This is a genomic window from Parabacteroides sp. AF14-59 (assembly GCF_003479515.1).
GTDB classification, from domain to species: Bacteria; Bacteroidota; Bacteroidia; order Bacteroidales; family Tannerellaceae; genus Parabacteroides; species Parabacteroides faecis.
The window spans coordinates 28,674-55,349 of sequence record NZ_QUHH01000016.1 but is presented as its reverse complement, the minus strand read 5'-3'; the positions used below and the strand labels follow the sequence as shown (position 1 = coordinate 55,349).

19 protein-coding genes are annotated in these 26,676 nt (G+C 40.7%); 5 read left to right on the top strand and 14 right to left on the bottom strand.

The window, feature by feature from the left end:
* Nucleotides 1-40: 40 nt before the first annotated feature.
* Both rlmB and DWW23_RS16870 read left to right on the top strand, forming a co-directional pair.
* Nucleotides 41-793: a 23S rRNA (guanosine(2251)-2'-O)-methyltransferase RlmB gene (rlmB, locus tag DWW23_RS16875; protein WP_122354442.1), complete on the top strand. Its 753-nt coding sequence runs from the start codon at nt 41-43 to the stop codon at nt 791-793.
* A 13-nt stretch (nt 794-806) separates the two neighbouring features.
* Complete coding sequence (locus tag DWW23_RS16870; protein WP_122354441.1) at nt 807-1,187, top strand: RidA family protein; 381 nt, start codon at nt 807-809, stop codon at nt 1,185-1,187.
* 79 nt (nt 1,188-1,266) lie between these two features.
* On the opposite strand, the gene DWW23_RS16865 is transcribed toward DWW23_RS16870, so the two are convergent.
* The 3 genes from DWW23_RS16865 to DWW23_RS16855 form a co-directional block, all read right to left on the bottom strand.
* Nucleotides 1,267-2,637, bottom strand: a complete 1,371-nt coding sequence (locus DWW23_RS16865) for a PL29 family lyase N-terminal domain-containing protein (protein WP_122354440.1) — start codon at nt 2,635-2,637, stop codon at nt 1,267-1,269.
* 589 nt (nt 2,638-3,226) lie between these two features.
* Nucleotides 3,227-5,278, bottom strand: coding sequence for a molecular chaperone HtpG (gene htpG / locus DWW23_RS16860; RefSeq protein WP_122354439.1), 2,052 nt, complete (start codon nt 5,276-5,278; stop codon nt 3,227-3,229).
* A 110-nt stretch (nt 5,279-5,388) separates the two neighbouring features.
* The gene (locus tag DWW23_RS16855) at nt 5,389-7,950 is read right to left on the bottom strand and encodes an ATP-dependent Clp protease ATP-binding subunit (protein WP_122354438.1); all 2,562 of its coding nucleotides are present in this window, start codon (nt 7,948-7,950) and stop codon (nt 5,389-5,391) included.
* A gap of 221 nt (nt 7,951-8,171) precedes the next feature.
* Between DWW23_RS16855 and gyrA the strand changes: the two genes are divergently transcribed.
* Together gyrA and DWW23_RS16845 are read left to right on the top strand one after the other, a co-directional pair.
* Entirely contained in the window at nt 8,172-10,751 is a 2,580-nt protein-coding gene (gyrA, locus tag DWW23_RS16850) for a DNA gyrase subunit A (protein WP_122354437.1), read from the top strand.
* Nucleotides 10,752-10,791: 40 nt separating this feature from the next.
* On the top strand, nt 10,792-12,012 hold the full coding sequence (locus DWW23_RS16845) for a lipopolysaccharide assembly protein LapB (RefSeq protein WP_122354436.1): 1,221 nt from the start codon (nt 10,792-10,794) through the stop codon (nt 12,010-12,012).
* A gap of 92 nt (nt 12,013-12,104) precedes the next feature.
* Here DWW23_RS16845 and DWW23_RS16840 read toward each other — a convergent pair whose 3' ends face one another.
* The 5 genes from DWW23_RS16840 to DWW23_RS26565 form a co-directional block, all read right to left on the bottom strand.
* Entirely contained in the window at nt 12,105-12,785 is a 681-nt protein-coding gene (locus tag DWW23_RS16840; protein WP_122354435.1) for an SGNH/GDSL hydrolase family protein, read from the bottom strand.
* Nucleotides 12,786-12,874: 89 nt separating this feature from the next.
* Nucleotides 12,875-14,089, bottom strand: coding sequence for a sodium ion-translocating decarboxylase subunit beta (locus DWW23_RS16835; RefSeq protein ID WP_122354434.1), 1,215 nt, complete (start codon nt 14,087-14,089; stop codon nt 12,875-12,877).
* Between the two features lie 6 nt (nt 14,090-14,095).
* The gene (locus tag DWW23_RS16830; RefSeq protein WP_122354433.1) at nt 14,096-14,542 is read right to left on the bottom strand and encodes a LapA family protein; all 447 of its coding nucleotides are present in this window, start codon (nt 14,540-14,542) and stop codon (nt 14,096-14,098) included.
* A 111-nt stretch (nt 14,543-14,653) separates the two neighbouring features.
* Nucleotides 14,654-15,043, bottom strand: coding sequence for a hypothetical protein (locus tag DWW23_RS16825; protein ID WP_122354432.1), 390 nt, complete (start codon nt 15,041-15,043; stop codon nt 14,654-14,656).
* A gap of 544 nt (nt 15,044-15,587) precedes the next feature.
* Nucleotides 15,588-15,746 (bottom strand): hypothetical protein, encoded by a 159-nt coding sequence (locus DWW23_RS26565; RefSeq protein WP_187576725.1) that lies wholly within the window; start codon nt 15,744-15,746, stop codon nt 15,588-15,590.
* Between the two features lie 276 nt (nt 15,747-16,022).
* Here DWW23_RS26565 and DWW23_RS16820 point away from each other — a divergent pair, with 276 nt between their 5' ends.
* Nucleotides 16,023-16,769, top strand: coding sequence for a NigD-like protein (locus tag DWW23_RS16820; RefSeq protein WP_122354431.1), 747 nt, complete (start codon nt 16,023-16,025; stop codon nt 16,767-16,769).
* A gap of 88 nt (nt 16,770-16,857) precedes the next feature.
* On the opposite strand, the gene DWW23_RS16815 is transcribed toward DWW23_RS16820, so the two are convergent.
* The 6 genes from DWW23_RS16815 to DWW23_RS16790 are packed head-to-tail and all read right to left on the bottom strand — an operon-like array spanning nt 16,858 to nt 26,672.
* Nucleotides 16,858-18,177 carry an ATP-binding protein gene (locus tag DWW23_RS16815; protein WP_122354430.1) on the bottom strand — a complete coding sequence of 440 codons (1,320 nt, stop codon included), beginning with the start codon at nt 18,175-18,177 and terminating at the stop codon, nt 16,858-16,860.
* An 18-nt stretch (nt 18,178-18,195) separates the two neighbouring features.
* The gene (locus DWW23_RS16810; protein ID WP_122354520.1) at nt 18,196-18,705 is read right to left on the bottom strand and encodes a DUF4157 domain-containing protein; all 510 of its coding nucleotides are present in this window, start codon (nt 18,703-18,705) and stop codon (nt 18,196-18,198) included.
* Between the two features lie 14 nt (nt 18,706-18,719).
* Complete coding sequence (locus DWW23_RS26770; protein ID WP_222941151.1) at nt 18,720-20,270, bottom strand: contractile injection system tape measure protein; 1,551 nt, start codon at nt 20,268-20,270, stop codon at nt 18,720-18,722.
* Nucleotides 20,254-22,743 carry a hypothetical protein gene (locus DWW23_RS16800; RefSeq protein ID WP_122354429.1) on the bottom strand — a complete coding sequence of 830 codons (2,490 nt, stop codon included), beginning with the start codon at nt 22,741-22,743 and terminating at the stop codon, nt 20,254-20,256. The genes DWW23_RS26770 and DWW23_RS16800 overlap by 17 nt, the downstream gene beginning before the upstream one ends.
* Nucleotides 22,744-22,751: 8 nt before the next feature.
* Nucleotides 22,752-23,273: a hypothetical protein gene (locus DWW23_RS16795; protein ID WP_122354428.1), complete on the bottom strand. Its 522-nt coding sequence runs from the start codon at nt 23,271-23,273 to the stop codon at nt 22,752-22,754.
* A 6-nt stretch (nt 23,274-23,279) separates the two neighbouring features.
* Complete coding sequence (locus DWW23_RS16790; protein ID WP_122354427.1) at nt 23,280-26,672, bottom strand: baseplate J/gp47 family protein; 3,393 nt, start codon at nt 26,670-26,672, stop codon at nt 23,280-23,282.
* Between the last annotated feature and the right edge of the window lie 4 nt (nt 26,673-26,676).

The window sequence follows — 26,676 nt, the reverse complement described above, 5'->3', positions numbered from 1 at the left end:
ATTCGCATTCAATTGACAACATACAGTTAATATATATTTGATGAAAGAAAACGAAATGGTATTCGGCATACGTGCCGTGATCGAGGCTATCCAGGCCGATAAGGAAATAGATAAAATTCTTATAAAGCGCGAGTTGCAGGGAGAACTTTCCCGCGAACTGTTTGAAGTGCTGAAAGGACGTGAGATTCCTGTACAGCGTGTACCGGCTGAACGTCTGGACCGCCTGACACGGAAGAATCACCAAGGCGTGATCGCCTTTATTCCGGCTGTCACTTATCAGCGTCTGGAAGACATTATACCATTCGTTTACGAACAGGGGAAAAATCCTTTTATCGTCTTGCTGGACGGTATTACGGATGTCCGTAATTTCGGTGCGATAGCCCGTACCTGCGAATGTGCCGGTGTGGATGCTATTGTTATTCCGGCAAAAGGAAGCGTTACGGTAAATGCGGATGCAATCAAGACATCTGCCGGAGCATTGCATGTATTGCCTGTCTGCAAAGAGAAAAGTATTGAAGAATCCATCCGTTTCCTCCAGGCAAGCGGAGTAAAAGTATATGCAGCCAGCGAGAAGGCTTACGAAAACTATACATCTATTAAATATGACGGTCCGGTCGCTATCGTAATGGGAGCGGAGGATAAAGGCGTTTCGATGGATAACCTGCGTATCTGCGACAGTATGGTAAAAATACCGCAGTTCGGAACGATCGGCTCACTGAATGTATCGGTAGCCAGCTCTATCCTGATCTATGAAGTTGTCCGCCAGCGTATGAATGAAGAACAAAACAACTAAAAAGATAAACACAATGAAAAAAGTTATTGCAACAACAAATGCGCCTGCCGCAATAGGCCCTTACAGCCAGGCTGTACAAGCAGGAAACATGCTGTTCGCTTCCGGACAACTAGGAATCGATCCCGCAACCGGTAATTTCGTGGAAGGAGCCGTAAAGGAACAGACTGCCCAGGCTTTCAAGAATGTAAAAGCGATCCTGACTGAAGCCGGATACAATATCAGCGATGTCGTAAAAACAACCGTATTTTTGGCAGATATGGGTGATTTCGCTGCGATGAACGAAGTATATGCTTCTCAATTCGAAGGTGCTTTCCCTGCCCGTTCTGCTGTTGCCGTAAAGACTTTGCCTAAGAATGGTTTGGTAGAGATCGAAGTGATAGCTGTAAAAGAATAATAATCAGTACAATTTTCATGGGGCACTATACAAAACAATGGACAGTGCCCCATAAATAAAAGATAGAGTAAAGACATATTTAGTTAGTAGCGATCACCCCATCGGCTACCTTCATGTCATCTATTTTGACTGTTCTGCCGTCTATTACCACATCGAAAGTCAGATACAGTTCGGATTTATTCATTTCAGGTATGTAATCAAAAGAAGATCTTATTGCTTCATTAGCACCTGTTTCATATGTAATTACATCCCCTTCTTCTATATCCTCTACATCCTCTCCTTTGAATGTGTAAAGTAGTCCTTTTGCTTCACCACCGGAATAACGAAGAACCGGAGTTATTTTTATAACAGCATTTTTATAGAACCACTGGGGAGGAAATATGATATTTTGGATAGTCACAGGAACCTTACCACCTATAGCCTCTAACACTTGTGGCATTGTATTGATAGAACTTTTATCCCAAAATAGCATTGTTTTTACCGAATACCTAAATTGCGATATCAGCTTATTGTCCTTTAGAAGAGAGACAATTATGCGCCCTTCTTCGTTCCAGGCTTTTAAAGGTATTAAAATAATAGAACTGTTTTTACGATTATGATCAACTCTCCATCCGTTAGTTGCTTCAAAATCAACTGTTGTTTGTGAATCCGGATTTTCTACCTTATACATAATCTCTTTTGTCTCATCAGCCCACATTCTTTCTGCAATCAAACCATTTTCATTTACATCAAAGAGAATTTTCATTGCTTTAGAATTTTCTTTGGGCAACTTTAATATAGTACCTGTCGTTAGTTTTAATTCGATATAGTCTCCTTTGTCCGTTACACTTTTAAATGGAGAGTAGCCATCAACGCCATCTTTACCATTGGTTCCATTCGCTCCGTCTTTTCCGTCGGTACCATTTACTCCATCTTTCCCGTTTTGTCCGTCTTTACCCTTAGCAGAAACCGGTTTACCATTAACTAAAAGTTCTTTAGGACCTTCTCCATAATCTACAGTCCAGTTTCCACTGGAGTTTACGCCGATAACAGGAGTCTTACCGTTTCCCCCAGTTGCCTGTACTTTATTGCCATTCGAATCTAAAACCCAGGAAGCAGAATTATCCCCAACCTTTTGTGTCCAATAGAAAATGCCATCTAACTCATCTACACCAATTACGGGATAATCACCATTCGTACCATGTTTGACCACAATGGTGTTTCCTTTAAGGAAATTAATGGCATATCCACTTTTGTCAGCCAGTTCATTTACACTGGTAATGTAATCGTTAGCTTCCAATAACGAAACAATTTGCTTCAAGTCAACAATGTCGGCATTAGCCTGCTCACAGATTTTTTCTAATTTGGAAACTCTTTCTAATAAATCATCCACATCATCTCTTAGATCCTTTTGGCAGCTAGTGGCTGAAAGCAAAAAAATACTCGTAAATAAAATAAAGTTCTTTTTCATATATAATCTTTACTGTAATAATCATGTCATCACAATATAAAAAAACAGTCTCGTAAGACTATTGATCTACAATTGGAACAATCAAAGATAAAATAAATAACATAAAGTTTTTCTTTTCTTACGAAATAGTATTCTCTTATTTTTTTATACACAAGGAGACGTTTCAGGTTTCAGCCACCTCGATCAATTGTTTTTCAAACGATCCGACTGACAGGTGAAAAAGAATTTAAAAAGTCAGTTCTTTTAAATATAAAATAAGGGACTTTTGATTTCAAAACATATATGCTTTGTTGACGAAACATATATGTTTTTTTCCGATGGGTCACTATGTCTTGACAAGTGGATAACTACTTCTTTAAAATGGTTAGGCATCCATAAAAAACAGGAAGTGAACGGAAAAAAATAGGACAGGAGTTATTTCAGAAAAGCCTTAAGTATATAACAAAAAAAGCCTTGTCGTTTTTTGAAAAAACTGCAAGGCTTTTTTCCTTTTTTATAACGTTTCAGTATAATCTACTCACATATAATATATTAAGACGACTGAAACCTGAAACGTGAGTTATAAAAACTTCCGGAGAGACAGGACTATTTATCCGATCATCTGAACACTACGTTTGATAAACTGGCTTAACGCTTCGCCTTTCAGCATACCATTGGCAAGCAAAGCCAAGTCGATCAACTGGCTGACCAACTTGTTACTGCCTGCATATTCTGCCAGGATAGCATCACGCTGTGATGTCAGCTCATCGATCTTATGGTTCGTATTTGTCATGTCTTCTTTTTCTTCGGAAGTGATCTCTTCTTCCTTCTTCTTACCCTGAGCGTCACGAAGATCGGATTGACGAGCTTTCCAACCTTTCAGGTCTGCCAGGATCGGTTTCAACTTCTCTTCGCAGTTCTGTTCTTCTTCAGAAAGCACTTTCTTAACCAGTTCATGATCCGTATTCAATACCAGGTTGTAGTTGTCAGGCATTTCGCCATAGAATGACATACCCGGTTGCATAGCAGACATTTCACGCATACGGCGCATATATTCGCTCTGTGTAAGCATTACAGGATTTGAGTTTTCACCCAATGCTTCGAAAGTAACGATAAAGTCCGTCTTTTCGATCTTCGGCAACTGGCTCTTAAACATTTCCTGCAGGGCATTCTTCTGATCTTCATCCAATGTTACCTGGCCTACATTTTCCTTACGGATCAGGTTATCGATCGTATCGCTGTCTACACGGACGAAACGAGTCTTATCGAACTTCTGTTCCAACTGGCTGATAACATGTACATCCAGCTGGCCGTCCATGATCAATACACTGTAGGCTTTATCTTTAGCAGCCTGGATGTAGCTGTACTGGTCGTTGGCATTCGTTGTATACAGATAAATCAGGTTGCCGTCTTTATCTGTCTGGTTGGTTTCAACCAATGCTTTGTATTCTTCAAATGTATAGTATTTGCCGTCGACATCTTTCAGAAGAGCAAACTTAGCGCCGCGATCATAGAACTTTTCATCGCTTAACATACCATACTGGATAAATAACTTCAGGCTATCCCATTTCTCTTCAAACTGAGGACGGTCGTTCTTGAATATTTCTTCCAGACGGTCGGCCACTTTCTTGGTGATATGGTTGGAAATCTTCTTCACATTCTGGTCGCTCTGCAGATAAGAACGGGAAACGTTCAAAGGAATATCCGGAGAGTCGAGTACGCCATGCAATAATGTCAGGAATTCAGGAACAATGCCTTCCACAGAGTCTGTAACGAATACCTGGTTGCTGTAAAGCTGAATCTTATTACGATGCAGGTCGAGATTGCTCTTGATACGCGGGAAATACAGAATACCTGTCAGGTTGAACGGATAATCCACATTCAGATGAATCCAGAACAAAGGTTCTTCCGACATAGGATAGAGGTCACGATAGAATTTCTTATAATCTTCATCGGTCATATCGGTCGGTTTGCGAACCCATGCCGGTGTGATCTCATTAATAATATTATCTTCGTCGGTATCGACATATTTACCGTCTTTCCATTCCTGCTTTTTACCGAAGGCAATAGGTACCGGAAGGAAACGGCAGTATTTCGTCAGCAAGCCGCTGATCTTGTCTTTATTCAGGAAGTCTTTGTTTTCATCGTCGATATACAGGATGATATCTGTACCGCGATCCTCTTTCTGTGTTTCTTCCAGTGTATATTCAGGTGTACCGTCGCAACTCCATTTCATAGGTACGGCGCCTTCCTTGTAAGATTTGGTAACGATCTCTACTTTCTTCGAAACCATGAAAGAAGAATAGAAACCAAGACCGAAATGTCCGATGATAGCTGCCGCGTCGTTCTTGTATTTTTCTACGAACTCTTCAGCACCGGAGAAGGCAATCTGGTTAATATATTTGTCGATCTCTTCGGCCGTCATACCGATACCACGATCGGAGATCTTGATGATCTTGTCGTCGAAACTTACATGGACCGTTAAATCTCCTAACTCACCTTTAAATTCTCCGACAGATGCCAGCGTTTTTAATTTCTGAGTCGCATCGACAGCATTTGACACTAATTCACGAAGAAAGATTTCGTGATCACTATACAAAAACTTCTTAATGATAGGGAAGATGTTCTCGCTTGTAACACCAATGTTTCCTTGTTTAGCCATTTTCTTTATATTTTTATGTTACACTAATTCGTTTGACGTTACGATATAAACAAAAAAAATGCCAGATAGGTTCTATCTGACATTTTGACTTTATTACCGGAAGAAACGACTTATTCCTGTTCCTTCTTTTCTACGGATGTTACTATTTTCTGTTCCTCCTTGTTGAAGTCTACAACGATCTTGTCGCCTTCGCCAACAGAAGCACGGATGATCAGCTCAGCCATTTCGTCTTCCAGATATTTCTGGATGGCGCGTTTCAGCGGACGGGCACCAAACTGTACGTCGTAGCCTTTCGTTGCGATGAAGTCTTTCGCCTCGTCGGTAAGCACCAATTCGTACCCCAGACCACACACACGTTTGTAAAGTCCCTGTAACTCAATATCGATGATCTTGTGGATCGCATCTTTATCAAGCTGGTCGAACATGATAATGTCATCGACACGGTTCAGAAATTCCGGAGCGAACGCCTTGTTCAACGCTTTCTGAATTACGCTGCGTGAGAAATCCTTATCCGGTTCACCGGCTGCCTGCGAACTGAATCCGACACCACGGCCGAAGTCTTTCAACTGGCGTGTTCCGATGTTGGAAGTCATGATCAGGATCGTGTTCTTAAAATCAATCCGTCTGCCAAGACTGTCAGTCAAGCGACCTTCGTCAAGCACCTGCAACAACAGGTTGAATACATCTGGATGCGCTTTTTCGATCTCATCCAGCAATACGACAGAGTAGGGTTTACGGCGAACTTTTTCTGTTAACTGACCACCTTCTTCATAACCTACGTATCCCGGAGGTGCACCGATCAGGCGGGAAACCGCGAACTTCTCAAGATATTCACTCATGTCGATACGAACCAAAGCATCTGCCGAGTCAAACAGGTATTCTGCCAACTTCTTAGCCAGGTGAGTTTTACCCACACCTGTCGGACCTAAGAACATAAAGGTACCGATCGGCTTGTTCGGATCTTTCAGACCGACACGGTTACGCTGGATCGCTTTTACAATTTTCTGGACAGCATCATCCTGACCGACTACCTGCTTTTTCAGGTTCTCTGCCATTTCCAGCAGTTTCAGGTTCTCAGCTTTAGCAATACGCTGAACGGGAACGCCTGACATCATGGCTACAACTTCGGCAACTTTGTCTTCATCCACCGTTTCGCGGTGTTCCTGCAATTCCTGTTCCCATTTGGATTTTGCGGCCTCCAATTGCAACAAGTACTGACGTTCTTTATCACGGAAACTTGCTGCCAGTTCGAAGTTTTGCGACTTCACAGCTGCCAGTTTTTCGGTTTTCGTATCTTCTATCTTCGCTTCCAGTTCTTCGATACTTTTCGGAACTGTAATATTAGATATATGTACGCGGGAACCGGCCTCGTCCAGGGCATCGATCGCCTTATCCGGGAAATTGCGGTCACTGATATACCGTTCTGTCAGCTTAACGCAAGCTTCCAGTGCTTCGTCGGTATAAATCACATTGTGATGTTCTTCGTAACGTGGTTTGATATTTTTCAATATCTGCAATGTTTCTTCAGCGGTAGTCGGATCGACAATTACCTTTTGGAAACGACGTTCCAAAGCACCGTCTTTCTCGATGTTCTTACGATACTCATCCAAAGTCGTTGCACCGATACATTGGATTTCACCACGTGCCAAAGCCGGTTTCAGCATATTGGCAGCGTCCATAGAGCCGGAAGCCGACCCTGCACCTACGATCGTATGGATCTCATCGATAAACAGGATGATATTCGGGTTCTTTGAAAGTTCGTTCAGTATCGCTTTGATACGTTCTTCGAACTGTCCGCGGTATTTTGTTCCAGCTACGATAGAGGCCATATCCAGGCTGATCACACGCTTGTCGAACAACACCCGAGATACCTTACGCTGGATGATACGCAGAGCAAGTCCTTCTACGATAGCAGATTTACCAACCCCCGGTTCACCGATCAGCACTGGATTGTTCTTCTTACGGCGGCTCAATATCTGTGCCAGACGTTCAATTTCTTTTTCACGGCCGACGATCGGATCGAGACGGTTCTCGGCTGCGGCACGTGTCATATCCGTACCGAAGTTATCCAGTACAGGCGTATCGTTCGGCGATTTCGGCTGTGCAGCACCGGCTCCGGAAGAGGAGCGGGGAGCTTCTTTACGGGAAGAGAAATCCTCGTCGTCATCGTCCTCGTCATCTGTATAACCGTCGCTGATCTCATCGATCTCTTCCAGTTCTTCCATACGGTCCATACTTGTTTCGCCTATCAGGCTGTTATATACGTTACGGTAATTTATCCCGGCTTCACCCAATGCTTTTGCGGCTACATTGAACTCTTCCTTCAAAATAGCCAGCAACAGATGTTCCGTCCCGGTCTCGTCTGTTTTAAACAAACGTGATTCCAACATACTCATTCGTAACACACGCTCTGTTGTCTTACTGATAGCTATATCGTGTAGTTCGGACTCTTCGGTTTCAAATGTATTTTTGATTTCCTGCTCAATCCTTTTCTTTATATCTGATACGTCGGCATGCAAATCATGCAACAATTGCATGGCTTTGCCTTCACCGTCGCGGATGATACCAAGCATTAAGTGTTCCGGCCCTATATAGCTGTTCTGAAGCCTGGCGGCCTCTTCGCGGCTATATTCTATAACGTCAATAAGCCTTTTCGAATAATTATTTTTCATATTATATGAATCCTTATCTATTATAATAATGTACTGTGAATGCAAAATTAATAAACTCTCCATATATATCTAACAAATTTCATGCCATTATTCCTTAAGAAATCCCCAATATTTCTGAATAATAAAATTTCAGTGCAAAAACTTTCGTGATAAGGGGAAAAGCGTTACCTTAGTGCACTTTTTAAAAGATGAGATATTGAGTGTAATTAATATAAAACTAAATGGTTGATCAAGACAGAATTATTAAGATTAACATCGAGGAGGAAATGAAATCGGCATACATTGACTATTCAATGTCTGTTATCGTTTCACGTGCCCTTCCGGATGTTAGGGATGGTTTTAAACCGGTTCATCGTCGTATTTTGTTTGGAATGAATGAATTGGGAAATACATCCGACAAACCTTATAAAAAATCTGCGAGAATTGTTGGTGAAGTTTTAGGTAAATATCATCCACATGGTGACTCGTCCGTCTATTTCGCAATGGTTCGTATGGCACAGACATGGTCTATGCGTTATACATTGGTCGATGGACAAGGTAACTTCGGTTCTGTGGACGGTGACAGTCCTGCCGCTATGCGTTACACGGAGGCAAGATTAAGTAAACTTGCCGAGGAAATGCTCCGGGATATCGATAAGGATACAGTAGATTTTCAGTTGAACTTTGACGATACGCTGAAAGAGCCGACTGTGTTGCCGACTCGTATTCCTAACCTGCTGGTAAATGGTGGTTCGGGTATTGCTGTTGGTATGGCTACAAATATGCCGACACACAATTTGACCGAAGTGCTCAACGGATGTATTGCCTATATCGACGCTCGCGGAGACATCGACGTAGAAGGACTGATGCAATATATCAAGGCTCCTGACTTCCCGACCGGTGCAACGATCTACGGATATGCCGGTGTAAAAGAGGCTTTCGAGACCGGTAGAGGACGTATTATCCTTCGTGGTAAAGCAGAGATTGAAGTTGAAAACAATCACGAAAAGATTGTTATTACCGAAATTCCTTACCTTGTTAATAAGGCCGAATTGATCAAGTATATAGCTGATCTGGTAAATGACAAACGTATTGAAGGTATTTCCAACGTAAACGATGAGTCCGACCGTAATGGTATGCGCATCGTTGTCGATGTGAAACGTGATGCCAACTCAGGTGTCGTACTGAATAAATTGTATAAGCTGACCGCACTGCAATCTTCTTTCAGTGTAAACAATATCGCCCTGGTCAACGGTCGTCCGAGGCAGTTGAACCTGAAGGATATGATCAAGGCTTTTATCGAACACCGCCATGAAGTTGTTATCCGTCGTACCCGCTTCGAACTGAAGAAAGCAGAAGAAAGAGCACATATCCTGGAAGGTTTGATCATTGCTTCTGACAATATCGATGAAGTGATCGCTATCATCAAATCATCCAAAAGTCCGAATGAGGCTATCGAACGTTTGATGGAGCGTTTCTCTCTGTCTGATGTTCAGTCACGTGCCATCGTTGAAATGAGACTTCGCCAGTTGACCGGACTGGAACAGGATAAACTTCGTGCAGAATACGAAGAAATTGAAAAGTTAATCGCCCGTTTGAAAGAAATTCTTGAAAATGAAGATGTTCGTATGGACGTTATCAAAGGAGAACTGGAAGAGGTAAAAGAGAAATTCGGCGATGAACGTAAAACAGATATCGTATATGCTTCGGAAGAACTGAATCCTGAAGATTTCTACGCTGATGACGAAATGATCATCACCATTTCTCACATGGGATATATCAAGCGTACACCGCTGAGTGAATTCCGTGCCCAGGGACGTGGCGGAGTAGGAGCGAAAGGATCGGTAACACGTGACGAAGACTTCGTTGAATATATCTATCCGGCTTCTATGCATGCAACCTTGCTGATCTTTACGGCAAAAGGTAAGTGCTACTGGCTGAAAGTTTATGAAATCCCGGAAGGCGCCAAAAACGCAAAGGGTAGAGCAATCCAGAATTTATTGAATATCGAACCGGATGATAAAGTAAACGCATTCATCCGTGTAAAGAAACTGACAACCGATACCGAATTTATCAATTCACATTATCTGTTGTTCTGTACCAAGAAAGGTGTCATCAAGAAAACATTGCTTGAAGCATATTCACGTCCGCGTCAGAATGGCGTAAATGCCATCACATTGCGTGAAGACGACGGTCTGATCGAAGTTTGTATGACAAATGGTAATAACGAAGTGCTGATCGCAAACCGTAACGGACGTGCTATCCGTTTCCATGAAAGCGCCGTTCGTGTTATGGGACGTACAGCATCCGGGGTAAGAGGTATGACACTCGATGACGATCCTTCCGATGAAGTAGTCGGAATGGTATGTATCAAGGACAAGGAAGCCGATACCGTACTGGTCGTTTCCGAACAGGGTTACGGAAAACGTTCGATTGTGGAAGATTACCGTATGACAAACCGTGGCGGTAAAGGTGTTAAGACACTCAACATTACGGAGAAAACAGGTAAACTTGTTGCCATCAAAAATGTTACAGTAGAAAATGATATCATGATCATCAACAAGTCGGGTATCGCTATTCGTATGAAAGTGACCGACTTGAACGTTATCGGACGTGCAACACAAGGTGTACGCCTGATCAACTTGGGTAAACGTAACGATGAGATAGCCTCGGTATGTAAGGTACTGTCCGAACCGGAAGAGCAGGAGGTGGATGAAGAAAACGCTGAACTGGATGCTCAAAATGAAAATAATGAAGAATTAACCGGGTTTGGAGGATCTGAAGATATCGCAAATGATACTGAAGAGACAACAAATGAATAATTTAAACAAATAGAAATATTAATCTCAAATTACTATCACAATGAAACGATTATTGTTAACAGTTGCATTATGTGTTGCAGCATCATCAGCCTCTTTCGCTCAGAAGAAAGCCGTTAAGGAGGCGCAAGGTATAGCAAAAGGGGCAACTCCTGATTTTACAGAAGCTAGAACCTTGATCAAGGGAGCTTTGGAAAATCCTGAAACAAAAGACGATGCTCAGGCATGGTATGTAGCAGGTTTTATCGAAGATCAGCAGTTTAGTTCTGAAAGAACAAAACAGATCCTGGGACAACAACCGAACGAACCGGTTATGTATGATGCATTGATCGCTATCCTTCCTTATTTCAAGAAGGCTTACGAACTGGATCAACTGCCTAACGAAAAAGGTAAGATCAAACCTAAATATACAAAAGACATCAAGAGCATTCTGAGTGCTGATCATGTATATTATTTCAACGGTGGTGCTTACTATTTCGACCAGAAAGATTACAAGAAAGCTTATGATTTCTTCAATCAATATCTGGAAATCTCTGAATTGCCGATGTTTGAAGGAACTCAGACTGCAGAAAAAGACTCTACATTCATGACAGTTCAGTTCTATGCTGCTGTTGCTGCTACTCAGCTGGGTGATTCTCCTACAGCTATCAAGGCTTTGACTCGTGCTAAAGACACAGATTTCAGACAGAATGATGTTTATCAGTATCTGGCTTACGAATTTCAGCAGGCTGGAGATTCTGTAAGCTACTTAAATACTCTGGAAGAAGGTTTGTCAAAATTCCCGAATGAAGACTTCTATCTGATGAGTTTGATCGATACTTATATTCGTTCAGGTCAGAATGAAAAGGCTATCGAAAACCTGTCAACAGCTATTGATAAAGATCCGAACAACTCACAACTTTATCATGTTCAGGGTATCGTTTATGAAACAGGTTTCAAGGATTATGCAAAAGCAGAAGCAGCATTCAAGAAAGCATTGGAACTTAATCCTGAAAACATCGATTCAATGTCAGGTCTGGGACGTATCTACTACAACCAGGGTGTGAACAAACAAGGTGAAGCTAACATGATCAATGATAGCAAGAAATATCAGGAAGAATTAGCTGTTGCTAAAGATCTATTCAAACAGGCTCTTCCTTATTTCCAGAAAGCTCACGAAATGAAACCGACTGAATCAGAATATATGGTTGCTTTAAGAGGTATCTATTATAATTTGAACATGGGTCCGGAACTGGAAGCTATCGAAGCAGAAATGAACAAATAATAATCATCTCATTACATACAAAAATAGCCGTCTCGATTGAGATGGCTATTTTTTTGTCTATATGTCTCTCCGGTATTTATTTCTCTGTATACTTATTGTGAAACGACAGTCCAAACCTGTTCACTGATACTTTTCATTCCTTTTACAGAAGGATGTCCCCATTGTTTATCGATATCGCGAAGACGGATATTGGTTATTCCATAATGGGAGCATATCTCATTTATACTGTTTGTTATATCTTCAGAAAGCTCTGTATTCATCAGATTATAAACCCGGGCATTCGGATAAGATCGGGTAATATGGTCCAATAAATAACAGAAAGCCGGACGGAAATTATAAAGATCGGCTTTTGTCCAGTTTTCATATTGAAAATGGCCGATAGGGGAGCCAGCCCAACTATCATTGGTACCACCAAAGATAAAAATGATATCAGGATTACCTAAACTGTCCATACGGGTTACAAACGAACGGTCTGAAAAATCAGCCTTATCATACCCTGTATGGCAAATTGTTGCTCCGGAATAAGAATTATTGCATTCCAACTTGTACCCATGTTCATCGATAAAACGATACCACCAGGTTTCTTTCACCTGTTTTACATCATTCTCTTTCTTTTCCCCGGGAACGCCATACCAGCACGCATTACCGGCAGGGATAACATACCCATAAAAGGTAGAATAGGAATCACCAAGAATAGATATTTTCTTTTGGGCAAAAATTCCTGAAGAGATACTCAGAAAAAGTATCAGAAAATGTATTAGATATTTGTTCATAACAAGATTGTTTTACGCCGTACAAAGTTATAAAAATAGCCGTCCCATTTACGGAACGGCTATTTTTTATCTCTAATTCTGCTGATGAATTACAAGTAAGGAATAATTGTTATATAAATACCTGTAATAATCGCAGATGTAATAACACCTGAAATATTCGCTCCCAAGGCGTCACCCAGGATAAACGAATCCGGGTTCTCTTTACTGACCAGCTTTTGTGCCACTTTAGCCGTTGTAGGAACACAACTTACTGCAGCAATACCGATCACCGGATTATAGTTACCACGTTTAATGAAATACATTATATATCCTCCGATTATACCTCCGATACCGGAAAGAAGTAATGCTGTGACACCTAACACCAGTAATTTCAGAATTTTAGGATCGAGCAATAACTTCGCGTCGCATAATACACCTAACAACAACCCCAACATGAATGTCGAACCATACAATAAAGGTCCGCTAACAAAGTCATAAATATGTTTCATACCCGATTCACGTACGGCAACACCCAGGAATAAGGAGAAGAAAAGGGGAGAGGCCACCGGGAACAAAAAGCACAGGACAGCACATAAAATAACTGAAAAAGCCAGCTTAACTTTTGCATCGTAGTTCTTGGGAGGTTTCGTAGTCGTCATTTTAATCGCACGCAAACGTTGTGGAATCAATAGTTTTACCAGATACGGATAACCTCCGTAGGTAAGTCCCAAATATAAGTAGGCAACCACTGTGATTGGTACAAACAAATGTTTTGCCAGGATCAATGAGGTAAATAACACCATCGGACCGTCAGCACCACCGACCATAGCAACAGAAGCACTTTCTTTTAAAGATAAACCGAATGCACTTGCAATGGGAACAGTCAGAAAAGTTCCCAGTTCGGCACAAAGTGCAAGGAAAAGACTGGCAAACGGTTTTTGAAGTAGAAAACCTACATCCAGTAGAGTACCGATCCCCATAAACACAAAGCAGGCGATCAAACCGTTACTGAACGTCAGTGTATAAACAGGTTGAAGGAAATCAATCTGCATAGTATTCATTAATTGATCCGTATCAGATAGCATCGGATCCAGAAAAAGATTTCCCAGACCACCTTCCGGCATGATCAGTGTACCACAATTGATTGCAACCATTCCTAAACCCATAGGAATCATTACCATTGGTTCCAGAACACCTTTCCAGCCCAGATAAACAAGCAGGGCACCAAGGGAAATCAAAAAAACACGTGCTATAGCCAGTATCCATCCACCAGCAACCATTGTTCCAAATCCTTGAAACAAGCTTAAAAAATCAACATTTTCCATATCTTATTATTTTTCGGTAGAAGGATTTTCCTTATTGTTTGTATTGTTTTTTCTTATCATCTGTTCCTTTTTCTTCAGATACATAATACGAGTATCCTGCGGATAATAATAATCCATCAGGTCCAAATGAGAAGCACCATGACTAACACCATGATAATATCCGGAAGGTTTTATATGGAGAAGGTCACTGTTTACACCACGGCGGAACTCTTCACGTTCATCATCCACCGGATCTTCTTCATTTTCATTCACCACATCCAATCCTAAGATATCACCGATTTTGGCACGTAATTTATTCAGCTTACTGAATTGTACCATTTCATCACTGTTAGAATGATGAAACTCCAAAGAGTCAGCCCAGGCTGCAATAATCTTGATCACACCGGCTACAATAAAACCTATGATGAAGGTCAGGGCCATCATTTCCAGGGTAGAAAGTAATAGACTTAACATAATTATTTAATTTAAAATCCTGATATAATACACTTTAAAGTGCATAGTTAACCTTTGTCTGACAGTAATCCTGTACAGACTAATAAAATAAAGACGCAAAGAAATAGTAAACTAAATAATGATTTTCCGTAATACGTAGACCCAATGGGCAGATCGCATACGAAGAGTGGAAAATTTTATAGATTGTGTTGTTAAATAAGATTCGGAGATTCTATTCAGCGTATTTTGCTCTTTCAATAAAAAGAATTCCAGAAATTTTGTAGTTACTTTGAACGGACGTTCACATCTGGTAGATAAAACCTGAATACGACTGGTAGGACAATAAGCTGTATTATGGTACTGATTCAAATCAAAATTCTTCAGTTCGTCCTGTAGCGGCAGTTTCTTGTTGCAGATAAAAGTAGTTTCATCCGGAGACAAAACTTTTTCATCTTCAATTTTGACCTGCATATTCAGTAACAGCAGAAACAGGAATAATAATATCAGCAATATTTTTTTCATCGCGGTGCGAAGATAAAACACTTATTTCATATAAAACATTCTTTAGATAATAAATGTTGAGAAAAATTATTGAGCCTGTTAAATCCAGATAAATAGGCAAGAGTTAGAGAGTTCTACAACTCCTATTAAACATAATCGTAATTATAAAAACAGTAATAAAAAGACAAATCAAAGTATAACCAATAAAAAATCCGTATATAACTTCACAGTTACATACGGACCAAACAAATAACAAACTCTACTTATATGAAAAAACAAATACTACTAACATAATTATTACAGAATCTTACTTTTAAGCTCTGTGTATCATTATAACAATGATAAGGTTTATTTAGTTCTGAGTATAGAATAATTTTTGTTATTTTTTTCTGCTTGTTTCAATCAGTACAGAAAAATTATTCTCATATAAGAACTATATTTTATTCGATATTATAACAAGACGTCAATTATATATGTTTTGCGACTATGTACTAATAAATACTAAAAAGGCATGTATGGATCTTATTTGATACGCTACATGCCTTTTTACGTTGTATCTGGTCGCCTAAATAAATGCGATATACATCTCCTTATATCTGTTGCTCTGTCGATTAGCCAGATTTTCCTTAGCTATCTTTTCGCAATCTTCCATATCCATACCATTTTCAGGAACACTCCAGTACCACAACATGGGCGCTTGATTTTCTCTTTTTGCTGTTTCCATTTTTTTCCTTTTTAAATTCAACTTCATACCTAAGACAGAAAAAAAGAAAATACCCCTATCATCTTCCCAATTTTTTTTTGATTATTTATTTTCTTCTTTATTCTCATCGTTCAGATAACTCAGCAAACATTTGCCGGCCTTAAATTTCAAGTCTTTACAACGAGAGATCATACGTTCGAGATATTTATTAATATATTTTATCAACCTGTTTTGCAGCATTTTCAAGCACTTGTTCATCTTCTTTGATATAAACATAATAATTTAGTGATATTAAGTATGAAGACGTTGAAATTATTTTTAATGACCACAAGTGTTCTGTTTACTTCTTTGACTTTTCAGTCATGTTTAGATGATAATGATGATTATCATTATGGGTATTTGATCCCGAACGCACTTGTGACGGTGAAGCCGGTTAGTGACAATTCATTTTTCCTGCAATTGGATGATTCAACTACCTTGTTGCCAGCAAACATCACCTCCTCTCCTTTTGGAGATAAAGAAGTTAGAGCGCTGGTTAATTTCAGTGAAGTGAACGAGCCTAGTGAAGGATACAGTAAAGCTGTTCATATTAACTGGATCGACAGTATTCTGACAAAGCAAATAGCTCCGGATCTGGGAGTTGATAACGATTCCGTATATGGCAGCGACCCTGTCGAAATGGTTAAAGACTGGGTGACAATTGCCGAAGATGGTTATCTGACACTTCGTTTCAGAACATTATGGGGAGATCGCAGCAAAGCGCATTTCGTAAACTTATTAGTAAGCCAGGACCCTGCTAATCCTTATGAAGTGGAATTTCGCCACAATGCTTACGGTGATGTATATGGAACAGAAGGTGACGGTTTGGTTGCATTCAAACTGGATAGCCTGCCTGATACACAAGGCAAAACCGTTAAACTGAAATTGAAATGGAAATCGTTCAGCGGAGATAAATCGGCAGAATTTGATTATTGCACACGCAAGTCGACACCAGCCAATAAGTCAGGAATAGGCGAAGAAAGAAGTGTATTAAATCTGAAATAAAACGGATCTATTTATTATGAGGTGGCGGACTTGATCTGCCAGAAGAATGAGGCAGTGTTGAGATTTTCAGCACTGCCTTTTTGTATATTTAAAGAATGCGTCCTTCTTTATATAGTTCCTTCTGTATGGATTCTATTAATATAGGTTTAGTCAATTTGGTTCTGTTTTCTGCCAACAGACGTAAGGCACAACGACGTATTACGTTGGAGATGGAACCTCCCGATAGCTCATATCCCGCACATTGCCTGATCAACGCATCTGTTTTATCGAATTTCTCCTCCAACCATTCCTGTCTCAACATCTTTTTCCATAATTCAATGCGTAATTCTTCTCTTGGCATCGGGAAGTAAACAACCGACTGAAAACGACGCGAGAAGGCTTCATCTATATTTGAACGCAGATTGGTTGCCAGGATCACAATCCCCGGAAAATCTTCAATGCGTTGGAGCAGATAAGCTACTTCCTGATTAGCATGACGATCGTTGGAGGTATTGGTCGATGTGCGTTTACCGAAAAGGGCATCTGCTTCATCAAAAAAGAGAATCCAGTTCCTGTTCTCAGCAAGATCGAATACATACGCCAGGTTTTTCTCAGTTTCACCGATATATTTAGAAACGATCATAGAGAGATCAATACGGTATACATCCATCTGGTTGTGTTTACCAATCAATGTAGCCGTTAGTGTTTTGCCTGTCCCCGGCGGACCGTAGAAAAGAGAACGATAACCTGCCTTCAGAAAACGTCCCAACTGCCATTCATCCATAATTGTCGATTCCCACCTGATCCAGTTGTTGATCTCTTCTATCTCTACCTTTACATTATAATCGAGAACCACATCATCCCAGTTCAGTTGTGTTGTAATCCTTTTTGCCGGAAATCCCGGACTATAATCCGGTTTAAAATCTTTCTCCTGTAATATACGGCTTAATGCCTCTTCCGAAACTTCCAGTTTGCCACTCAGGAACGGTTCGCCTTTCCCCTGTTCATCCAGCCGGAGTATATTGGCAGTACGGAAACGATGTTCAGGATCGAAAAGTTTACAGACATCTTTTCTCTTTTCGAAGTTTTCTCCCGCCAGGATAAAAGCCGCTGTTTCGCCGGTAGGAAGGAATCCCCCATGAGACAAACCTTTCCACCCTCCGAATTCCGTATAAGGGCGATCGAAGTTTTTATTGTTCACGAACAGGATATCAAGTGCCTGTGGGCACAAATGAGGAATCAGAGCAAGCATAATAACCACTTGTTCATCGAACGAAAGAGGTCCGCTGTCGATACCCAGTGTTTTCTCCAGCTTACCTCCGTCGGGACATCTGATCTCATAAATCGATGAGACAGGACATTCCTGACGGAAATAAAGCCGGATACTAACATCCAGTACCTGGCGGAACCATTCGATATATTGCTCCATCTTTTACAGGTTTTTGATTTACATACTAGCTTTCGCCCCTAAAAGATCAGCTTCATTTTCTAATGAGATATCGTCATTGACGGCCATCCCTCCTATTTCCGTAGTAGGTTGCACCCGTCCCTCGGACTGTTGAATAACATGAGTCAGTTCATGGCCCAGCAACTGTTGGCCGGTTGATGTCTCTGGTTTGAATTGACCGGGAGCAAAATGGATATCAGTGCCTTGTGTGTAAGCCAAAGCCCCGACTTCCGGAGCTTTGGAGGATTCCGGATGAACCCTGACAGATGAGAAATCAGTCCCGAATGAATCTTCCATGCGTTGTTTTACATCATCCGGGATTCCTGTTTTGTTTTCAAATTCCCCCTGGATCAGTTCTTCTTCGTCTTCTTCCTGACGTTGAATGGCATCCATCAGTTTAGCCTGTATCAAAACCGATTCCCGGTTATCTTTCATCTGGGCGCTTTGTACAGCTTCAGCCCGAAGCACATGAGATGTGCTCCGAGGGTGTTCTATTTTTTCTACTTTCATACTTAATTCAGGATTTATCTCCATTCGACCAGCATTGGTTTTTCCTGAAAAGGATACCTGAACATCTTAAATGACCAGGGAACTGAATCTAGCAAAATATCATAGGCTCGCTCTTCCACTTTTAGCATCCAGCGATCCTCACTTTCTTCCAACTTCCCTTTTCGTTTCAGAAATGCATCCTGAAATCCTCTAACGGATGTATTTCTCATTTTATCCCAATTCGTCTTAATCGCAGTTAACATTTGATCAGCCATATCAGTTTCTGCCTGTGTTAATTCCACATTACGAGGAAGTGGTTCTGATATGGGGTAATTTACAAGAACTCTGTTCAATAACAAAGATGCTTCATTGTAATCAGGCTTTTCCGAAGTCATATATTGTAATAAAAATATGGCTCGTATCTGTTTTTCTTTATTAACAAATGATCTTCGATCTTCTGCCAAATATCCTAGTCTATAAAAAAGTATAGGCAAATAAGGTGATATTAAAACCAAACCTGCATTTTGAACCTCAAAAGTCTTTTCATTAAAATTTCCCATTTCCGTGTTTTTTAAATTGTTAATAAGTTGATTATTTGTTGAAGTTGACAGAGCATCATCTTTATGGCTATCCGATACCGTGCCCTGAACTGTCTGTTTGTTAGTATTTATCGTATCGATGTCACCGTTCTTTATATCCAGGTGTGGTCCTCCGTCCAACTTCATTTCCGTCCGAAGCTCATTTAGTATCAGGAACAAACCAGGTAACAATGTTTTACCTTCAGATAATGTTTGTACCTGACTAGTAAGTATATCTATTAACGAAAGCACCTGTATATTATAACGTTGGGCTAACCCATAGATAGTCTGCCAGACGAATTGTTTACGCATGAAATAACCTCTGTTGGGATAAAGCAGATAAGCAAAAACCAGATTATGGACTACATCACGAAAGTTCTGGCGGCTTATCTCCGGATGGCCGGTATAGGGGTATAAAGCAACCAGAACATGCGTGTAGGTGTTAATAAACCCACTTTCACCTGGTTCTATCAATACAACGATCGATTCCAGCATTTTGTCCGATAACTGCCAGATCAGGCGTGTTCGAACTTTTTCATTATCTCCCAGCGTATGGATCAACTGCCTTAAGGCATCATTATCCATTTGCATTGCTTCTAAAAGTAACGTTTCCAAATTCAGGTTTTCCGTATTTGCCAACCAGGGGAAAAAACCATATTGCAAATAGCAAGCTAATAATTCGATTCGGCTTTTAGAAACAGGGATAATTCGTATTTGTTGCGAATGGCTTTCCGGATTCCTAAGAAAGTCTGAGAAAGTTTCATTTAGTTTCTCTGCCAGTATTTTGGGAAACTTATCATCGAACTCATCTTCAGGGATCACACCTAGATCCAATGAAAGCGATTCTATCTCAATCGTTTCATCTGAAGAATCGAACCGTGATAAAACATCATCTACCACCTGTTCGAAAGAGGTACGGGAAAAAGTATCCCATCGTCCATATAACTGACGTGCATAGGATTCATCTTCCATATTAAAATCAAATGTTACCTTACCTATCGTGATCATATTTTTCCTTTATTTTTAATAGGAAAGCAGCTAACTCTCCTGATTTTTTGTTCACTTCACCTGCAATAGACGAAGCCAGCGTATCCCGCCATGAATAGTATAATTTCTCGAAAACAGTCATATCCCAGAAAGAAAGCCAGTAAATACCTATATCCAGATGGGCCGGAGCCTTTTCAAGAATAAGCTGTTCTGTTTGTTTCCTGAATAAAGGATTAGCAGTGCGGGCTGTTGTCCCATTCAAAACAATGGTCATGGAAAAATCCAAGAGTAACTGCTGTCTCTTCGAAAACACCGCCTGATCATTACTTTCTCCTTCATCGTATTCTTCCTCTTCTTCTTCTGATTCTTCCAATTCGGTTTCCTGATTGATGGGAGCTAAAAGCAAGTGTTCGACTACATACATCGTTTCGCTTCTCCTGTTTAACATCAGAAGAAAACTACAGAGGCAATTCGCTGCATGTATAGCTTCCTCCTTTGAAGAAAAACGTCCCAGTGAACTCCAGTTCTTTCCGATCCCATAACGGAATAAAAGTAAATAAAATACTGAGCCGCTATCATTCAGCGGGAGCGTCAATATCTTATAATTGTCTATTTGAAATCCTTTTTGCAGAAAAGATTCAAAAATAAATCCATGCTGAAGCAAAGGGAACTGTAACCGCAGCCATTCATATTTGTCGTCAGTCCATTCTCGTTTTCTTAGAGGCACATCACACAAACGTTTCTCCTCCAGGATATCTTTTCGGTTCTGTGTCACCAAACGGTAATCCAATAGCCATCCAAGTTTACTGAAAAAGGCGGAATCACCCAGCATACTCAAATTGTAACAAGGCAAGAGATTTGCTATCGGGTGTCCGTTTGCTCCGGCAAACCCGAGCAGTGTTGTAATATACAGGTCTAATCCCGACCTTCCTGAATTGGTCGTATCATAAATGTTGATGCCTTTAAAACGTCCGTATCCCCATTCAGGTACTAAAGACAAGAATTTTGTCCGGCGAGCTGTTATTTCTTCCTCCGTATCTTCGTAGATATTCAAGTTATCCAGGAAAGTAGGATTACTTTGTTCCCCATAGATCTTGTCGATCACATCCAGCCACTTCCGTTTTTCATATTTCAGGGTATGGGACCTCCCTTTTTCGGTTTCCTCCCGTTTGATATCATCTGTCAATTCTTCCCACTTCAAAAGCGGATCATTGCTAAGAACCGGTATCCGATCTGTCGGTAGTTCGGAAGTAAGCTGCATCCATTGCCGTATATTTTCTACTTCATTTAATCCTTTGGCAACAAGAAGATCGAAAATAAGCATATAAGCTTTCAACTGCCGGGCTTGCGCTTTTCGTAAATCACTCTTATCTGGAGCAACTCCCCACTTATTGATGCCATAACAATGCGGAAACTCATTTTGTACGCTGTATAGAGTATAAATATCCCGAAAAGAACCAGCAGGTGACTTATAAAAATCAAGATTGCTTGTCCGGTGTTGGTCGCCATAAAGATTCATCTTATACAGGTACAATTGACGAGATACCTTCTCAAAATTGAAACTGATCTCTTGTCCTGCACATACCAGACGGATCAGTACTTCCGCTTTCTTTTTAGGGAATCGGACAGCGATGTTGTTCATTATTCCTGCCCCATCTAATTCCGGTAAATCAAGAGAACGGATTGATTTTACTCCTGCAATTTCTTTGATACGGTTATATAATTGAGAATAAACGGAAATTTGAATCGAATCAGTCAAGGAATCGTCATCGACAGTCAGGTAGTGAAGTCTGGGGCCTTCCAGTATTTCATCCAGAGAGGCTCCGTCCTGTAACAAACTTTGCAGATTACGGTAACGGATCCCTCCGGTAAACATATCTGCAGCTTCCGTATAAATCCGGGAAAGTATCAGCGACGGATCGACTTCCGCCTCTATCTCTATCGTTCCCGTTATGGTCAGCGTATTCCAATTCACAAAATAAATTTCGTGCAGAGACTCACAAAGGTTCCGGTTCTGGTGGAACAATGATTGGATCTTTTGTTTCAGATACTTTTCCCGTATCTTATTATCAGACCAAAAACAAATTTGAATTTTCAGGTCATACATTCCCCGGCAAGTTTTTACATCCGTTGGTTCGAAAGGAATAACTTCTACGTTCTCGATATCGTCGAATGAATCGAAAATCAGTTTCCGGTAATCATCCGGTGTAACCGGGGAAACAGGAAAAACCTCCAGTGGACTGAAAAGCCCGTTTACTTTCGGAACAAAATGCTTATTTTCCGGAGTCAGGTAATCCTCCAGATTGAAAGATAACTGATAATCCAAATCCCAAAGAACATAATTCAGCAAATCAAGAATTGTCACACCAGGATCATGTATGTTATAGTCCGTCCATATTTTGCCGGACATACCTTGTACATATTCAAGCGACTCTTCCTGCAGAAGGGTGTACAACGACTCTTCGGGTTTAAAAGATTGGATCACTTCTTCCATAGTTCTCTTTATTTAATGATCCAGGTCATATCGTCTTCACCCCATAGTTCGGTGATCTTACAGCAGATATTCACATTTTCCCCATAATTGCTACGGGTACGTATTTGCAAAGCATAGGCATTTCCCCGGGAAGCCCAGCGGAGTTTCAGTTTACTCAAAAAGAACATATACCAGGAACGTGTATAGTTAATACGGAAATGATTTCCCATGCAATGCATAGCTACTGCGTGTATCAATGCGTACCGGTCAGACTTACGGCTTCCGCATCCTGCTGTGAGTGAATAAGCCCGACAAGAAGAACTCCAGTTTGTCAGTGTATGCCATTTGCCGTTTGCCGGAACCTCTATTCTGATCTCCGGTGTTGGAACAGGAGGGACAGGAGGTATGGGAGGCAATGGCGGAACAGGTTCCGGATACTCATCGTCTACCAGATTCAGCATTGAGTCAATCAGATCATTAAACTGTCCTTCATCCGGCATTTTTCCCCGTCTGAAGTATTCCTTTAATGTTTTTCTATCTTGCTTGGGCATATTTTTTCAGCGTATTATAAATGTATTACTTATTTCTAATTCTCCAATACCTGCCAGATTATCCCATTTATCAGAATCGGTGGTCCTTATCAAATGTTCCTTACCGGGGAAAAGTATATTTCCGGGAATCGTAGGTTGTATAAATTCATCTCCTTCTGTCTTTCCGGAATAATAATCTTTCAGATAATACAGTTCCATTCCGATAGAGGTACGTTGCAGAACAACAAGCTTGACTACCGACTGAATATAAGGATTATCTCCTATCGTATTATGCATATCATCCAATGTAAATGCATAATTAAAAACTGGCAATCCGGTAGCTTCCTGCCAGGGAGCGATACAGTTATTTATTTGTTGTATCACCTGGTCTTCCAGGACTCCCAACGGTATTGGCACTCTTTCGGCAAGTACAATCCAGCAACGCACCGTTACCTCCTCGTAGAAAGGGTTATCCACATTCAGCTTAACAAATGTACTGGATTTGCTTTGCAGGTAATTTTCCACCTGTTTCAATAGCATGCCTTCACACAGCGGATAAGTACCGGGCGTATATCTATTGGGGACAACCGTAAGTTCCACAACCGGTTGACCGCCATGTAATGATTTACCAGGACAGCAATAGGCTTTCCCGATTTCGGGAAAATGTGCCAATGCCATTTCTTCATAATCCCGGGCAGAAACAGCACGGTTACGATGATTGATACGGTTGGCTATACGAACAATCATCTCTTCCCGGGTTTCTTCCGGTCTTCCTCCTTTAGCTCGTTCGATCTGACGGATCATATCGATACCGATAATATCTTTTTCTGGTTTTGTAATGGTTCCGGGCGGTATTGACCCGGGTAACTTTTCTACATCGAATCCTTCCTGCTCTGTATCCAGTGTCACCTGAACGGCATTTGTATAAAAACCGGAAATAATAGGATTTATTAGATTAGCTCCGGGCTTCGGATCTTTGAAAGCTGCGCAAAGCCAAAAGAGTCCGTCTTCATCCAACCACTCTTCCGAAACCGGATCAGGTAATTGTAACTCGATCTGACCGGTTTGCATGAATGCAGAGGTCGTATCTTCCAAAAGAGCCAGAGGAGAAAGTTTCTCCCAATCCCATCTGTTACGTTTGATCAACCATCTGACTTCAGGTTGTTGAACAGTACTGAGCGACAATTTTAACGATTTAATCTTGATGAATAACCGGATCAATGTTTCTCCGACGGCACCACTGATAGCAAACAACAGATTGCGACTATTGGATATTCCTTCAAACAACAGGATCTCGTCGTCTGTATCGATTTGTTTCAGGCAGTCTTCCATCAATGGATGAATATGATACAGCGTACTGGATGCTCCTTTTGCCCCGGATTGAAATAAAATTTCTTCTTCGGCGGTATAAGACGCGCGAACCTGATCCATAAGCGGAACTATCGGCATTGGCGGAGGAATGACAATACCCTTTTTTTTATGACTGTTCCGGATCATGATATCACTGAACATTTGCCTGTAAGTAGTATATCCGAATCCGATCTCCGGTTCCGCCAATATAAGTCTGAAAAGTCCGTCAGAAAAGGTTCCTTTCTCTATAGTCCATCTGAAAGTACTTGTTTTATTCACTTTTCCTTTTGGGAAGTTATATGAAAACAATTCGGTTAAGTCGGCATCTTCTTGTACTACCCACTTATTGTGTGACGAAAATGCTGTTTGTACTTTAAAGGAACTATTATCGAGAGGAGGTGTATATGTACTATAAATATCGGAATAGCCATTATTTGATGCCGGAAGTTCCAACCATTCGCAGGTTAATTCGGTTGAAATCAAGTCCTTTTGAGCCATTTCTTCATTACCCCAGATCATCCATGCTCCACGTTCAGGCATAGGTCCGAACGGATAAAAGGAACTCGATGCACTTACGGGACCAGCCAGGTTCTGTATATCCAGTGTTGAAATCCCGGTAACATCTACCCGGATATTCATTCGGGAAATATGACATTGAGTAGCCCAAATATACGGATAAAAGACCGCATCCGGATTCATTAACAGTCGTAATACCGGTGCATTCGTAACCTTTCCGTAAGCATCTGTGCAAACTGTTGTAGCTGGAAAATCCTCAGATAGCAGAAGATGTAACTTCAGACAACCGTTATCTGATAGGTAGATCAGTTCATATTCAGGAATAGGTGTCCAACCTTCTTGTGTACTGATTTCTAGACAAAAGGCATCGTTCAGATATTTCGGTTTTCCATAGGTAGAGTCGAACAGTTCCCGACTTTCATTTGTCAACGTAAATGAGAGAGTGATAAATCTTTCTCCTTCCGACAAAAGAAATAAGGGCGATTCAATCATCATTCCCATAGATACCGCTATAGCCTGCTTATCATTATCGAGGAACAAGTTCTGAGGTTGAAGAAGAGCAGGATCATCGGGATTTATATAGCTTGAAAGATCCTTTCTTAAAAGTAATCTGTCTTGTCTATAGGCTAATACAGTATGAAGAGCTATTTGGCTGATGTAGCTTTCCTTTTCATTTCGGTAGATCAAAGGAATATCATCTGTTTGTTTTCCTGCTATAAAACCAGTTTGTGCCGGAATACATATCCGGTCCGATAATTCATTCGGTGTGAGTATCAACCAGGTATTATCAGGAATAAAAGCACGAGGACGTATTTGTAGTATTTTTTCTACATAAAAGCCAGACAATTCTTCCCATCTCTTATTAAAACGACTGGCAATACCGCTATAATTTCTTGCAAATGAAAGAATGAGAGCAAGTGAAGGGTCTACCAGACCGCTACTTTCGATATCTTTCGTATATAAATTTACATTTTCCTGCAAAAAGCGTAGCGACTCCAGTATTTTATAAAACAATAGGTCAAGCAGTTCATTCTGTGTGATAATAATATCAGAATGATCAACGTCTTTTCTCCCCCAATCAAATGTTAAACCGGCTAAAACATTCTCTTCCGGAAGAACATCCTTTAGCCAGTAAAAAGCAGAACTCAAATTTACTGTTATCTGGTTTTCCAGATCGATTGCCAACAATATTTTATTTTCAAAAGGGGCAGACGATAATAACCTTTTACGCCAGTCATCGATCTTATTAAGTAAATTCTCCACTAATAATGAACGATATTCCCAATTTCCTTCAACAAATTCTTGTTCCAGGGTAGATGTATCTATTTGCCTGACCTCCGAAAGGACGACTATCGACTGTTTTAGATACAAGGCTTTCCAGTATCCTTCAGGTGTATTTTCCGAGTTGAAATAACGGATAAAGGAGGCATTTTCCAAAGCACGGGTAAGCAAACTGAAAGAATCATCTTCCAGAATACGAAACGGACAGACGACTTTTACATCGTCTGATCGTTTCTGCCTGCTTAAACCATCTCTTCCGTTATATAAAACCATTCTT